The sequence below is a fragment of the Pseudomonas sp. 31-12 genome (genome assembly GCF_003151075.1).
Classification (GTDB): domain Bacteria; phylum Pseudomonadota; class Gammaproteobacteria; order Pseudomonadales; family Pseudomonadaceae; genus Aquipseudomonas.
Map to the genome: position 1 here is coordinate 4514322 of NZ_CP029482.1, position 12099 is coordinate 4526420.

13 protein-coding genes are annotated in these 12099 nt (G+C 59.7%); all 13 read right to left on the reverse strand.

Annotated elements, in window-relative coordinates; all coding sequences use genetic code 11:
* Positions 1 to 24: 24 nt before the first annotated feature.
* Positions 25 to 648: an NIPSNAP family protein gene (locus DJ564_RS21335; RefSeq protein WP_109633094.1), complete on the reverse strand. Its 624-nt coding sequence runs from the start codon at positions 646 to 648 to the stop codon at positions 25 to 27.
* A gap of 134 nt (positions 649 to 782) precedes the next feature.
* A complete protein-coding gene (locus DJ564_RS21340; protein WP_109633096.1) occupies positions 783 to 1781 on the reverse strand; it encodes a 3-hydroxybutyryl-CoA dehydrogenase in 999 nt (332 codons plus the stop codon).
* Positions 1778 to 2884, reverse strand: a complete 1107-nt coding sequence (locus DJ564_RS21345; RefSeq protein WP_109633098.1) for an NAD/NADP-dependent octopine/nopaline dehydrogenase family protein — start codon at positions 2882 to 2884, stop codon at positions 1778 to 1780. Before DJ564_RS21345 ends, DJ564_RS21340 begins: the two co-directional genes overlap by 4 nt.
* A 122-nt stretch (positions 2885 to 3006) precedes the next feature.
* Positions 3007 to 4188, reverse strand: a complete 1182-nt coding sequence (locus DJ564_RS21350; protein WP_109633100.1) for an alpha-hydroxy acid oxidase — start codon at positions 4186 to 4188, stop codon at positions 3007 to 3009.
* A gap of 139 nt (positions 4189 to 4327) precedes the next feature.
* Complete coding sequence (locus DJ564_RS21355; protein WP_109633102.1) at positions 4328 to 5605, reverse strand: OprD family porin; 1278 nt, start codon at positions 5603 to 5605, stop codon at positions 4328 to 4330.
* A gap of 227 nt (positions 5606 to 5832) precedes the next feature.
* Positions 5833 to 6333 (reverse strand): flavin reductase, encoded by a 501-nt coding sequence (locus tag DJ564_RS21360; RefSeq protein WP_109633104.1) that lies wholly within the window; start codon positions 6331 to 6333, stop codon positions 5833 to 5835.
* A 19-nt stretch (positions 6334 to 6352) separates the two neighbouring features.
* Complete coding sequence (locus tag DJ564_RS21365) at positions 6353 to 7312, reverse strand: PDR/VanB family oxidoreductase (protein WP_109633106.1); 960 nt, start codon at positions 7310 to 7312, stop codon at positions 6353 to 6355.
* Positions 7313 to 7391: 79 nt separating this feature from the next.
* A complete protein-coding gene (locus DJ564_RS21370; RefSeq protein WP_109633107.1) occupies positions 7392 to 8132 on the reverse strand; it encodes an SDR family NAD(P)-dependent oxidoreductase in 741 nt (246 codons plus the stop codon).
* 10 nt (positions 8133 to 8142) lie between these two features.
* Positions 8143 to 8622 carry an aromatic-ring-hydroxylating dioxygenase subunit beta gene (locus tag DJ564_RS21375; RefSeq protein WP_109633109.1) on the reverse strand — a complete coding sequence of 160 codons (480 nt, stop codon included), beginning with the start codon at positions 8620 to 8622 and terminating at the stop codon, positions 8143 to 8145.
* A gap of 15 nt (positions 8623 to 8637) precedes the next feature.
* Complete coding sequence (locus DJ564_RS21380; RefSeq protein WP_109633111.1) at positions 8638 to 9912, reverse strand: Rieske 2Fe-2S domain-containing protein; 1275 nt, start codon at positions 9910 to 9912, stop codon at positions 8638 to 8640.
* Between the two features lie 53 nt (positions 9913 to 9965).
* Positions 9966 to 10499, reverse strand: coding sequence for a nuclear transport factor 2 family protein (locus DJ564_RS21385; protein WP_109633112.1), 534 nt, complete (start codon positions 10497 to 10499; stop codon positions 9966 to 9968).
* 16 nt (positions 10500 to 10515) lie between these two features.
* Entirely contained in the window at positions 10516 to 10875 is a 360-nt protein-coding gene (locus tag DJ564_RS21390; protein WP_084317862.1) for an IacB protein, read from the reverse strand.
* A 26-nt stretch (positions 10876 to 10901) separates the two neighbouring features.
* A complete protein-coding gene (locus DJ564_RS21395; RefSeq protein WP_109633114.1) occupies positions 10902 to 12074 on the reverse strand; it encodes an acyl-CoA dehydrogenase family protein in 1173 nt (390 codons plus the stop codon).
* Positions 12075 to 12099: the final 25 nt, after the last annotated feature.

The window sequence follows — 12099 nt, forward strand, 5'->3', positions numbered from 1 at the left end:
GATGGATCGCGCGGAGCAGCAGTCTCATTGCAGTGGCGAAAAGATCGCTGGCAGGTAGATCGTCGAATGCATGTCGCGCAGTTGCGGGCCTGAATTTTCCGGCGGCCAGACGCCGTCCTGCACGGCACGGGTACGCACGTCCAGACGTTGTTCGAGCGAGGCATAAGGCCAGATGTGCAGGTAGCGCGGCAACTGACCGTCGGTGGCATAAAAGGCGGCATACACCGTCGAGTATTGCGCGCCAGTTCGCGGCCCCACGGCTTTTTCCCAGCCCTTGAGCGTGGGTGCCAGCCCCGATGGCACGAGGTCATAGACGCGAAGTTCGTAGAACGGCCCATGTCGCCCGGCAGGCAGCGGTTGGATAAAGGGAAACAACGTGTAGTTTTCCACGCGCATGTCTGTCAGATACGCCTCGATGCCAAACGCGTCGGCACTCGACAGATAACGTTCGCGCTCAGCCTGGCGAGACGCCTCGTCGGCAAAACCACGCAACACCGCGATCTGATTCAGCGGGCCGATTTCCGACGCCCAGCAGCCGATCAGTTTCACTGCTGCGTCATCGACGGCCAGGCGCTGCTCCAGACAAGCCATGGCAGTAGCGACAGTGCGCACCCGCACGGTGAACGTGATCAATTCGTACAGCTTCATGACAACCTCGATTCAGGGCCAGACAGATGCGTGGATGACCTGCATCCACAGCGAAAAAACCGACGCAGCCAAAACGGCGCGCTGGTTATGCAACCAGGTCGTGAAGCTGTCGCGATCACACGTCAGCTCCGCGCTCAGGACGTTGCCACGCCACCGTTGAACACCGGCGACAGCCCCATCAACTCGAGTTTGCGGGTGAACTCACCCAGCCTCTGCAGTTTGTAGGCCTCCAGATCAACGTCCTGGTAATCATAAAAACCCTGACCTTCACGCAGCCCATTCCGCCCTTGCGCCATGTTCTCGGCAATGACTTTGGGTGGCAGGAAACGCGGATCGATGGCTTCAGCCAGATAATGGGAGGCATAAAACAGAATGTCGCCGCCGCCCCAGTCGATAAACTCAAGCATCCCCAGCACAGAGAAACGCAGACCGAAACCGACGCGAATCGCGGTATCGATATCCTCGGCGCTGGCCACTCCCTCCTCGACCATTCGCGCCGCTTCATTCATCGCCAGTGCCTGGATTCTCGGCACGATGTAACCGGCTGCAGGGGAGCTTTGCACGGGAACTTTGCCAATTCGCTTGAGCAATGCCATCAGGCGTTGCACCACCTGCGGGCAGGTGTCCTCGCTGCGGCTGACTTCGACTAGCGGCATCAGGAACGCCGGGTTCAGCCAATGGGCATTGACGAAGCGTTGCGGGTGCGTAACCAGTGCCGCCAACTGCGTCACCAGAAAGGTCGACGTTGTCGATGCAATCACTGTTTCATCGCCACATGCCGCACTCAGCCAAGCGAACGTCAGGGCCTTGAGTTCAAGCACTTCAGGCACTGCTTCGAACACGACAGCGGCACTGTGCAAATCGTCGCCACTGCCCTCGCGATCGCTCAAGCGTAAATGGCTCATCGCCTGTTCGACTTGCGCCGGATCGAGTGATCCCAGACGTGCAAGCGTTGCCAGTTCGCCGCGCAAGTGGCCCTCGATCTGGCGGAAGTAGCGGTCCTGCGCCACGGGCTCGCGTTGCTTGATATCGATCAGTGTCACCGGCAGTCCGGCGAACATGAACGCCAAGGCAATGCCCTCGCCCATGCGCCCTGCGCCGACGATACAGATGCGTTGCGGATCGGCGCTCATGCCTGCAATCCCTGGCTCAGACACTGCGCCATTTCGCTGCGGCTCAGTTGATCCAGCCCGAGGTTTTCCAGGGTTCGACCCTCGGCGTACAGGTCAATCCCACTAACCACCGTGGCCAGGCTCAACAGGCCCTGGGCGACCGGCGTCGGCACGCCGGCCCAGCGCCCAACCGACACCAGAAACGACAAGCCCAGTCGTGTGTCTTCAAGCATGTAGCGGTGCTTTTGCAGGTCGATGTCTTCACGCCAATCGCCGCTATCGGTCAGTTTGCCGTGAGCGCCGCGACCGTACATCCACTCATCGCCGTCAGTGGCGTAATGATCGGCCAGCGGGAAATGCGGTGCGCTATAGCCCAGTGCTTCACGAACGGCGATACGCTCGGCGTCGAGGGCATTGGTCACGCGACGAATCGAAGGCACAGTGCCCTCGTTGTGAATGTCCCAGGTCTCGAAATGCTCAAGTGGACCAGCGTTCATCAGGATCAACGGCGGATGAATGATCGGCCCGGCGTTCATCAGCGCGCCGCTGAGTGCATCCTCGATCGGTTCGACGCAGGGGTAAGCCTCGCGCAATACGGCGAACGCCGACTCGCATAAACGACTCGGAAAAACCCCGGTCGGCAGACGGGTCGCGTAGCCGCTGATCACTACCTGGTTGTCGCCATGCTTGCGCGCCAGATAGGGCAAGGTGCCGGTCTCGGCAAGCGCCACTTCGCTGTGATTCCCCACCTTCGCCATTGCCTGGGCGAACACCATGCTGCCGAACGTCCCCGGCGGCAGGAACACCACTTGCCCGTCGCGCAACAAGGTAGCCAGTTCGCTGGCAAGGGCTTGGTGGGAGGTCGACGGCAAGGCAATGACCAACAACTGAGCATCGGCCACGGCCTGTGCCAGATCGGCCGTCAAGGTCAGGGCATCCCCGACCTGCCCCAGGCTCAAGCGGCGTTCGCCACGAAAGTCGCGCACGAGCAGATGACCGAGGCCTTGCAGTTTTTCCAGCGCGGCACTGTCCCGGCGCCACAACTGCACCGCATGACCTTTTTCCGCCAACTCTATCGCTGCTGCGTAGCAACCGTGACCACCGCCGATAACACTGATATTCATGAGTGCACTCCTTTAGAAGAGCTTCGATCCTAGCAACGGCCCCGGTGAGCCACTGCCTGAAACGCGCAAGCGTCATTCCGATTCTGCAACGCAATATCCTGGTCGAGTGCGACCACAAATGCTCAAGCGCGTCGTCGCTCGAACACGCTGTCGCCGTCAAGGTGGTTGAGGTGGGTGCAGCCCATCAGGTTCATGGTCCGCGCCAGTTCTTCCGTCAATACGTCCACCGCCCGGCCAGCACCGTCTTCACCTGCCACCGCCACGCCGTAAAGGGTGGAGCGCCCCAGCAGCACGGCATCGGCCCCAAACGCGAGCGCTTTGACGATGTCGCTGCCACGCCGGATCCCGCCATCCAGCAGCAGGCTGAGCTTGCCTTTTGCCTGAGGCGCGATGGCCGCCAGTGCATCGAGGCTGCCGAGGGCACCGTCCAGTTGGCGGCCGCCGTGATTGGACACCACCACACCGTCGAGCCCCAGGGCGATGGCTCGTTCCACATCGGCCGGATGCAACACACCCTTGAGCAACAGTCGCTCGCCCCATTGATCACGCAAGCGCGCCAGCATGTCCCAGTCAAGCAAGGTGTCCATTTGCTTGCCGATAAATGCCATCGATCCCAAGGGATCGCGCTCGCTCGGCGGCAAGTAAGGTTCAAGATTGCCCATGCCAGGCAGCCCCGATGGCCACATCACCTGCTTGAGCCAACGCGGGTGACGGACCACGTCAAACTTGTTGCGCCATGTCAGCTGTCGCGGCCTGGCAAAACTGCGTCGGTCCCACTCGCGATTGCCTAGCACCATTGCATCACAGGTCAACACCAGGGTCCGGCAACCGACAGCGGCGGCTCGCCGCAACAGGCTTTTTTGTACCGCCGGATCGCGCATGGCGTACAGCTGGAACCACAGGTCGACGCCGGGCGCCGCCGCGACGAGGTCTTCAAGTGAAGTGTTGGACGCGGTACTCAGGCTGAACGGCAAACCACGTGCCGTTGCAGCCCTGGCCAAGTGAACATCGGCATTGCGATGCAGCAGGCCGTTGTAGCCCGTCGGCCCGATCAGCATCGGCACTGGCAGCACCTTGCCGAACAACGCGCGTGACGTGTCGGGAGCATGGCAGGGCACCATGGCTCTGGCGTGCAGGCCATAAGCACTGAACGCGTCGAGATTATCCTTGAGCGTCAGTTCGGCTTCCGCGCCGCCGCTAAGGTATTCCCAGACGAAGTAAGGCACGCGTCGCCGGGCCATGTCGGCCAGTTCGGCAATGCTGTGCACACGATTCAGGTCGGAACCGGTATAGAAACGACGCATAGGTCATCCTCGTAGGGCGGATAAAACCGCTGCGAAAAAAAGCCCGGAAGGAGCAATCCGGGCGAAGGAAAACCAGTGTTGAAAACCTTTGCCCGATGCGCGGGCAAACCCGGAAGCCGCGAACAGTTCCCGGGGGATTTCAGAACTTCCAGGTGTAGGTGGTGATCAGGCGGTTTTCCTGATAGTCCGCACCCGACGCACTGCCATTGCCATAGCGCGTCTTGACGTCAATGCGGCGCCATTCGAAACCCACATCTTTGAGCGGACCGCTTTGCACCACATAGCCGAGCACGATGTTGCGTTCGCTTTCGACGTTTTGGTCGAGGGCATTGTTGCCTCGATCGATGCCGGTACCGCGCATGTACCGCGTCATCAATTTCAACCCCGGTAAACCGATGCCCGCGAAGTTGTAGTCATAACGCAGTTGCCAGGAGCTTTCGTTCGGCTTGACGAACGCCACTGTCGACCAGTTCACCAGGTAAGGCTGCGGCGCATAGCCGTTGAGCGTCGGGAATGTCGACTCGCCAAGCATGCGCTGATAGCCGACACCGAACGCATGGGCACCCTTTTTCAGGGTCGTCATGACCCCGTAGGACTTGTTGTCAATGTCGCCGTATAACGCCTTGCCGTCTTCGCTGTTATTGAAGTAACGGAGGTCGGTCTTTAGGCCGTAACCGGCGCCCAGATCATGGTTATAGGTCAAGCCGAGGTAGTGTTGTTTGTAGATATCTTCCAACTGACCGAAGAAGTAAGTACCGGACAAGTTCGGCGTAAACGCATACGTGGCGCCACCAAAATTCAAGCCGTCACTGCGACGTTTAACGTTAGGCCCATTGAACAAGTACATTTTCTCGGTATTGGAAGACTCCCGGGAACTGATTTCGGTAAAACGGCCACCGGTCAGTGTCAGGTTGTCCACTTCTTTCGATTCAAGCTGTACACCGTGATAGGTGGTGATTAACTGCCGCGAGTCGTCGATGTAAGCCACCGGTAACGTTGGGCGAAGTTCACCTATCTTGAGTTCGGTTTTGTTGTAACGAACCTTCCCGGTCAGCGCCGCACGGCCATAGTCCCGGACTTGTTCGCCCTTGCTGGTGTCGTACGGAATGATGCTGTCCGGACCACGGCCACCGCCGCCATCCAGGCGATAGGCGTACTGCGCCGAAAGGTCCAGGCCAAACTGCAGCGTGCCTTCGGTGTAACCCGAGATCGCGCGAAAATCGAAGCCTTGGGTCCAACTGCCGATCCGCGATTGTGGCGCGTCATGCTGTTTGAAATCGCGGTCGATATAAAAGTTGCGCATTCCCAGACTGACTTGACTGTCGTCTACGAAGTCAGCCTGCGCAACCACAGGTGTGAAGATCCCCATCACGGCCGTAATGGTGACGCCACGGCTTACCCAGCTCTTCTGGAACATCAAGCTTTCCTTCTTTTTTACATGCACGAAGGCACGACTAGTGGGAGCAGATCAATTCAGCAAAAGTGCAACTTTGGCAGTCAATCCGCAGTATTGTTTTTATAACCACTTACTGCAAAAAAGTCGTAACGCAGCCGCTCGCCAGAACAGCGAAAACCGCTTTATAGTTATTTTAAATACTCAACGATTATGGAAAGTCTTATCGTAATCCTTGGGATGAACCCCTATCAGGAAGTTGCTTTAGAGGCATCTCCCAAGCGGTGGTAGGCGCGATTGAAATACACCAAACCCTCCTGGCTTTCGCCATTACGAATCCCCAGGACTTCACAATAGAAAATCGTGTGCGACCCGACTTCATGAGCCTGGGCGATTCGGCAGTCGAAACTGACCAGTGACTCATCGAGCAGCGGCGCACCGCTTTCCAGCGTGCTCCAGGATGCGCAGGAAAAACGCTGCTCGGTATCGAGGTTGCGGTTGGAAAACGCCCCCGACACCTCTTGATGCCCGGGGGTTAGCACGTTGACGCTCAGCACACCGTTGCTCTTGAAATGCACGTTGGAAAACGACGAGCGATTCATGCACACCAAAAGCGTCGGTGGCTGGTCGGTCACGCTGCACACCGCCGAAGCAGTAAAACCGAAACGACCCGCAGGACCATCGGTGGTGATGACCGAAACCGCGCCACCAAGCATTGCCATTGAGTTACGAAATCCAGTTGTATCGACCATGGTCTTATCCTCCGGTCTATCAGATATCCAGCACCAGTTTCTTGGACTTGGCCCGGGAACAGCACACAAGAATCTGGTCATTGGCAGATTTTTCGTCATCCGTGAGATAGACGTCGCGGTGATCCGGTTCGCCCTCGATAACGTCGCACAAGCAGGTGCCGCAAACGCCCTGCTCACAGGACACTTCAATCTTGATGCCCACGGCAGTCAGTGCATCGACGATGCTCTGACCCTCGGCAACCTGTACGGTCTTGCCGCTGCGCTGGGCGACCACTTCGAAACCGGCGCCCGAAGCGTCGACTTCGACCTGGAAATATTCACGGTGCACATGATCGTCGGCGTACCCGGCCGCCAGGGCCTGGGCGATGACCCAATCCATGAAACCGGCCGGTCCACAGACATACACGTGTACGCCGGCTTGTGGAGTGCTCAGCACTTTTGGCAGGTCGAGTTTCTGTTCGGCGGCTTCGTCGTCAAAGTGGGTGTTCAACCGCGACGCAAACGCAGCGTTACCCAGCTCCTCGAGAAAGGCGCTGCGGCTACGCGAACGACCGCAATAATGCAGTTCGAAATCGCTGTCGCGGGCGTTCAGCGCGTAGGCCATGGCCACCATCGGGGTGATGCCGATACCGCCGCCGATCAGGATCGAACGCCTGGCATCGCTGGCCAGCGGAAAGTGATTGCGCGGGAGGCTGATCTCGATTTCGCGACCTTCCTGCAGCAGTTCATGCACCGCCACCGAACCGCCACGCGAGTCGGGATCCTTGAGTACGCCCAAGCGATAGGCGCCAGCGTTTGCCGGATCACCGCACAGCGAATACTGGCGAACCAGACCGGTCTTGAGGTGGATATCGACATGCGCACCCGCCTCGAAGGCGGGCAAAGGCTGTCCCGTCGGATCACTCAGATCCAGTACGACAACACCTTCGCCCTGCTCTTCGCGTTTGCGCACGACGACTTTCAATAATTGATCGCTCATACAGGACCATCCCGATTTCGTTGTAAGGGGGCACATCTGGGCACCCCCGACTGCTATTTCAAACCGTGTAACCGTGGACTCAGCGCATGAAGATCCCGCCGTTCACGTCCCAGGTCGCCCCAGTGGTGAAGTAGGCGTCTTCGCTGGCCAGTTGCACGATCAGCTTGCCGATGAACGCGGCGTTGCCCAATTGCTTGACCGGGATCGCCTCGATCAGTTTTTCCAGGCGCTCGGGCGGCACGGCGGCGCGCACCGCCGGCGACTCGATAGGGCCCGGGGCGATGGCGTTGACCGTGACACCGGACGCCGCCAGCTCCTTGGCGAAGATCTTGGTCAAGGTAATGATGGCGCCCTTAGACGCGGCGTAATGCGCGCCGGTCGCGGTGCCGCCGTTCTGCCCGGCCAGGGAGGCCATGTTGATGATCCTCCCGTACCCCCGGGCCGCCAGATAGCTGCCGAACACTTGGCAGCCGACAAAAGTGCCGCGCTGATTGACGCTCACAACACGGTCGAACTCTTCCGGGCTGATTTGCATCACCGGTGTGGTCATGGTCATCGCGGCGTTGTTCACCACCACCTGCAATTCACCCCAATGCGCCACGACGGCCGCCAGGGCGTCTTCGAAATCGGCCTTGCTCGATACATCGAGCTTGAGCGCCAGGACCCGCTCGCCCGTGGCATCGAGTTCAGTGGCGGTGACCTGTGCCGACTCCAGTGAACGGTCGCTGATCACGACCCGATAGCCGGCGCTCAGCAGTTGCTCGGCAATGCTTTTGCCCAGCCCCTGGGCCGCGCCGGTGACCAATGCAACCTGTGTCATGGCAACGTCCTCAAAGGATGTAGCCGATACCGGCGAGGGTATCGGTGGAGTTGATCAGCTGAATCAACTTGCGCTGAATCTTGAAACTGTCACCGCTGCGCACCAGTTCAAACGTGACATCGGCGGTGTACTGCTTGAGCACATCCTTGCGGAACTCGCGCAGGTTCTGCGCACAGCGCACGGTGACAATTCCGTCTTCATCCGCCAGCACGCGAAAGCGCGACTGACTGCGCACGGTGCGCGCCCGCGGGGTGGTCGAGATCGACTCGCCGCTGGTCAAACGGGTGACACGCAACTGACGCATGTGGTGGTCGTCGTAGGCGTAGTTCAGGGTGTTCTCGAAGTCGGTTTCCAGTGGATCGATCGGGATGATATAGGTCGCGTTCTCGGTCCACAGATCGAGCCATTCGACGAAATCGCCGTGGTCGAGCATGTCCGCTTCCTGCCAGATGAAAGCGCTGACTTGGTTGAGCAATTGCAGATTGTTCATGGGGTTCTCCGTCACTCAGGCCGACATCATCTTTTTCCACTGCTGGTAGCCAGCGCGCATGCCGGTCTCGGCGCTCACATCGCTCACCAGCCCGTCTTCGGATTCCTTTTCACCCGGCAAGCCGCGGTTGAGCATGATCCACAGATCGGTGCCGGCACTGGCGCCGCGCTGTACGCGCTCCCAGGCTTCGGAATCGTCCGGAGTGCCAAAACCCATCGGGCCCTGGAAGTGTTCGTGCAGGCGCAGGCGATAACGGTTGGCCACGGCCGGGCCACCGTCCATGGTGATGACGGCGTGATGGATTTCGGTTTCGTTCACCGCGATCGGTTGCAGCACCCGAAAGAACGCCATGGAACAGGCGATGTTCGGGAACAGGTTGAGGTTGAAGCCCGAACCGCCGACCGCACGCACGATGCGGCGTACCGATGCTTCGTCCTGGCCTTCGGCGCGCAACTGCGCGGCCAGATCCTCGAAACGCTCGGGGATCGGCAAGTCGAGGTTGGCTTCCAGGTCGACCAGGTCAGGAATCATCACCATCACGCTGTGGCCGTTGCCGAGGTCTTCGACATAACCCGGCCCTTCGACGAAGTCGAACAGCTCCAGAGTCTGCTCATCCACGGACGACAGGAACGACTTGTGCACCAGCGGGAAGTGATAGGCGTCGGTGGTGTTTTCCAGCTGGATCTTCCAGTTACCGGGGAAGCGGAAGCGGTGCTCGCCCCCCACTTTGACCGGGTAGCCGGCGCCCTGCTTCATGAACAGGTCGATCCACTTTTTGGCCGGGCCGAGGAAATCGGCGAGGGGCTCGATGTCATCCTTGAAGGTGGCGAAGATCATGCCGTTGTATTGCTCGACACGCAGGCTGACCAAAGGCAGTTCGCCCTTGTCCAGGCAATCGGCGTAGCTTTCCGGGTGCGGCACACCACGCAGGCTGCCATCCAGGGCGTAGCTCCAGCCGTGATAAGGGCAGACAAAACTGTTGGTCTTGCCTTTCTTGTGTTCGCACACCGTTGCGCCACGATGGCGGCAGCGGTTGAGCAACACATGCACTTCTTTCTTGCGGTCGCGCACGACGATCACCGGCTGCTTGCCGATATAGGTGCTCTTGTAGCTGCCGGACTCCGGGATCTCGCTGGCGTGAGCGACCCAGATCCAGGTGCTGTAGAAAATCTTGTCCAGCTCCTGATCGAAGATCTTGTCGTCGGTGTACAGCGACGTGTGAACACGGTCATGCAGGACCAGGTCGGAAGGACTGGCGTCGAGCGTTACGGTGTTTATCAGGTTACTCACGATCACTCCTCGTCGGCATTGCTCGCCGACTCTAAGAATTCTGGGTGTTACTTTCAGGACTGGCCGGACTTACCGGGTACGGGCAGGTGCGCGGTACTGTTCCAGGTGTCTACCGGTCGACTGAACAGGTTCTCGGTCTGAAAATGCGCCATGCGCCACTGCCCCTGTTCCTGGGCGAACCGCACGGTCAGGCGGGCGCTATTGAGGTGCGAGGCACCCGAGGCAAAGGTCGAGGTCTGCAACATCACCCAACTGGCATCTGCGGTCTCACCGCTGACCCGGATCAGTTCCGAGGTCAGGAAGTGCACGTTCAGTGAAAAGTGCGCCGGTTCGACCATGTAGGTTGCGAACATCGCTTTGATCGCCTCACGCCCGTGGTAACCGCCGAAGCTGTTCTGGTACTTGGCACCCTTGCCTTCCCAGACCGCCTGCTCGGAGAACAACCCGGCCAGTTCCTCGAGCGGGGAACCCACGCCCAGCTCGTCACACAAAAACATGTAGCGATTCATGCAGGCGCGGATCGCGTTCTCGCTTTCCAGCTGCTCGAGCCGCTGTTCCAGTGCGCGCAAATGCTCTTGTGGTGACATGGCGACTTCTCTCGACTCAGCGCTGGATGATCAGTTCGCGACCGGTTCGGGCCTCGACCTTGCAATACTTCCAGAGTTTGTACGGGCCATTGCCGACATCCGTGGTGCGAAACAGATTGCAGGCGGCGTGGACGGTTTCGATGTCAGGTACATCGGCCAGCAGGTAAGTCGTCCAGGGCCAGCCGGCGGACGGGCCGACCATGCTCTGATCGTCGTCCATGTTGCCTAGCACGGTGACGCCTGGCAGGTCGGCGATGCCGTTCCACATGGCGCCGAACGCGGCCCAGACTTCCAGCGCTTCAGGACGCGGAGCATCGAAAAAATTTTGGTTGATGCCGATGCAGAACAGAACTCGCAGGGCTTTTTTATCGGTCATGGGGTTCACCAATCAGTAGGAAAAAATTACAGGTAGCCAGGCAGCGGCTTATTGCCGAAGAAGATCGCGCCGGCGTTCTGGTAGGTCATATCGCCCATGAAGGCGTGCTGGGTAATGACTTGGGTGTCGTTGACGAAACGCGACAGAGGACTGGTGCGGTACACCCCGCTCATGCCCGACAGCATTTGCGCGGTGCGCGCGACATCGGCCGCGACGCGCGTGGCGTGGGTCGAGGACAAGCGCAGCATATTGGTCTGATCGACGCTCACCGGGTCGCCGGCCAGAACGCTGGCCCAGGCATCGTCGATGGACTGGTAGAACCACGAACGTGCAGCGCGCAGCGACGCCTCGGCCTTGGCCATCTCGACCTGGGCCAACGGCCGGTCGGACAACGATGGAGCACCGGTCACGGAGATTCGGCCACTGGCCATGCCGCTCAACTCATCGAGTGCCGCGCGGGCAACGCCCAGGCCGACCACCGACAACACCTGCGTGGCGAACGACAGTGACGGGTAGCGGAAGAACGGCTCGTCAAGATTCGATGGACCGCCGCGTACAAAGGTCCACTCCTCCGGCACCACCACGCCTTCGACGACCACATCATGGCTGCCGGTGCCGACCAGGCCGACGACGTTCCAGGTTTCCTCGATTCGGACCTTTTCCCGAGGCATCACCGCCAGTCGTGGCAGGCCGAGCATCTCGCCGTTTTTCGGGCTGATGCCCACGCCTATGAGCGACGCGCCCATGCAACCGCTGGAAAATTTCCAGCGCCCGTTGACCTCCAGGCCACCTTCAACAAAGGACGCAGGCTGCGGCGGGAAGATCCCGCCGGCGAACACCACGTCAGGCGAGTCGGCATAGATTTTCTCAATGGTTTCCAGCGGCAGCGCCGCCAGGTAAACCGGGCTCATGCCAAAGCTGGCGACCCACCCGGCGGAGCCATCAGCGATCGAGATATCTTCCACCATCTGGCAAAACTCGGCCGGCGAACGCTCGTCGCCGCCGAAGCGTTTTGGCACCAGAGCCCGATAGACACCGAGCTTGCGGAACTGCTCGATAACGTCCTGCGAGATGAATTTTTGTTGGTCGAATTCTTCGTTTCGAGCACGCGCTCGAATCTCGACCAGCAGTTTCTGAAACGCTTCATTCGCCGTGATCGGCATGCGGCGCTGGTGATTCAGCTCGCTTGGCGCAGTCATGGGTTTCTCCATAGTAAGCATGACG

What these genes read in the sequence shown, in the direction of transcription:
- DJ564_RS21335 (WP_109633094.1), bottom strand. Translation starts at nt 648, where the DNA reads ATGAAGCTGTACGAATTGATCACGTTCACCGTGCGGGTGCGCACTGTC.
- DJ564_RS21340 (WP_109633096.1), bottom strand. Translation starts at nt 1,781, where the DNA reads ATGAGCGCCGATCCGCAACGCATCTGTATCGTCGGCGCAGGGCGCATG.
- DJ564_RS21345 (WP_109633098.1), bottom strand. Translation starts at nt 2,884, where the DNA reads ATGAATATCAGTGTTATCGGCGGTGGTCACGGTTGCTACGCAGCAGCG.
- DJ564_RS21350 (WP_109633100.1), bottom strand. Translation starts at nt 4,188, where the DNA reads ATGCGTCGTTTCTATACCGGTTCCGACCTGAATCGTGTGCACAGCATT.
- DJ564_RS21355 (WP_109633102.1), bottom strand. Translation starts at nt 5,605, where the DNA reads ATGTTCCAGAAGAGCTGGGTAAGCCGTGGCGTCACCATTACGGCCGTG.
- DJ564_RS21360 (WP_109633104.1), bottom strand. Translation starts at nt 6,333, where the DNA reads ATGGTCGATACAACTGGATTTCGTAACTCAATGGCAATGCTTGGTGGC.
- DJ564_RS21365 (WP_109633106.1), bottom strand. Translation starts at nt 7,312, where the DNA reads ATGAGCGATCAATTATTGAAAGTCGTCGTGCGCAAACGCGAAGAGCAG.
- DJ564_RS21370 (WP_109633107.1), bottom strand. Translation starts at nt 8,132, where the DNA reads ATGACACAGGTTGCATTGGTCACCGGCGCGGCCCAGGGGCTGGGCAAA.
- DJ564_RS21375 (WP_109633109.1), bottom strand. Translation starts at nt 8,622, where the DNA reads ATGAACAATCTGCAATTGCTCAACCAAGTCAGCGCTTTCATCTGGCAG.
- DJ564_RS21385 (WP_109633112.1), bottom strand. Translation starts at nt 10,499, where the DNA reads ATGTCACCACAAGAGCATTTGCGCGCACTGGAACAGCGGCTCGAGCAG.
- DJ564_RS21390 (WP_084317862.1), bottom strand. Translation starts at nt 10,875, where the DNA reads ATGACCGATAAAAAAGCCCTGCGAGTTCTGTTCTGCATCGGCATCAAC.
- DJ564_RS21395 (WP_109633114.1), bottom strand. Translation starts at nt 12,074, where the DNA reads ATGACTGCGCCAAGCGAGCTGAATCACCAGCGCCGCATGCCGATCACG.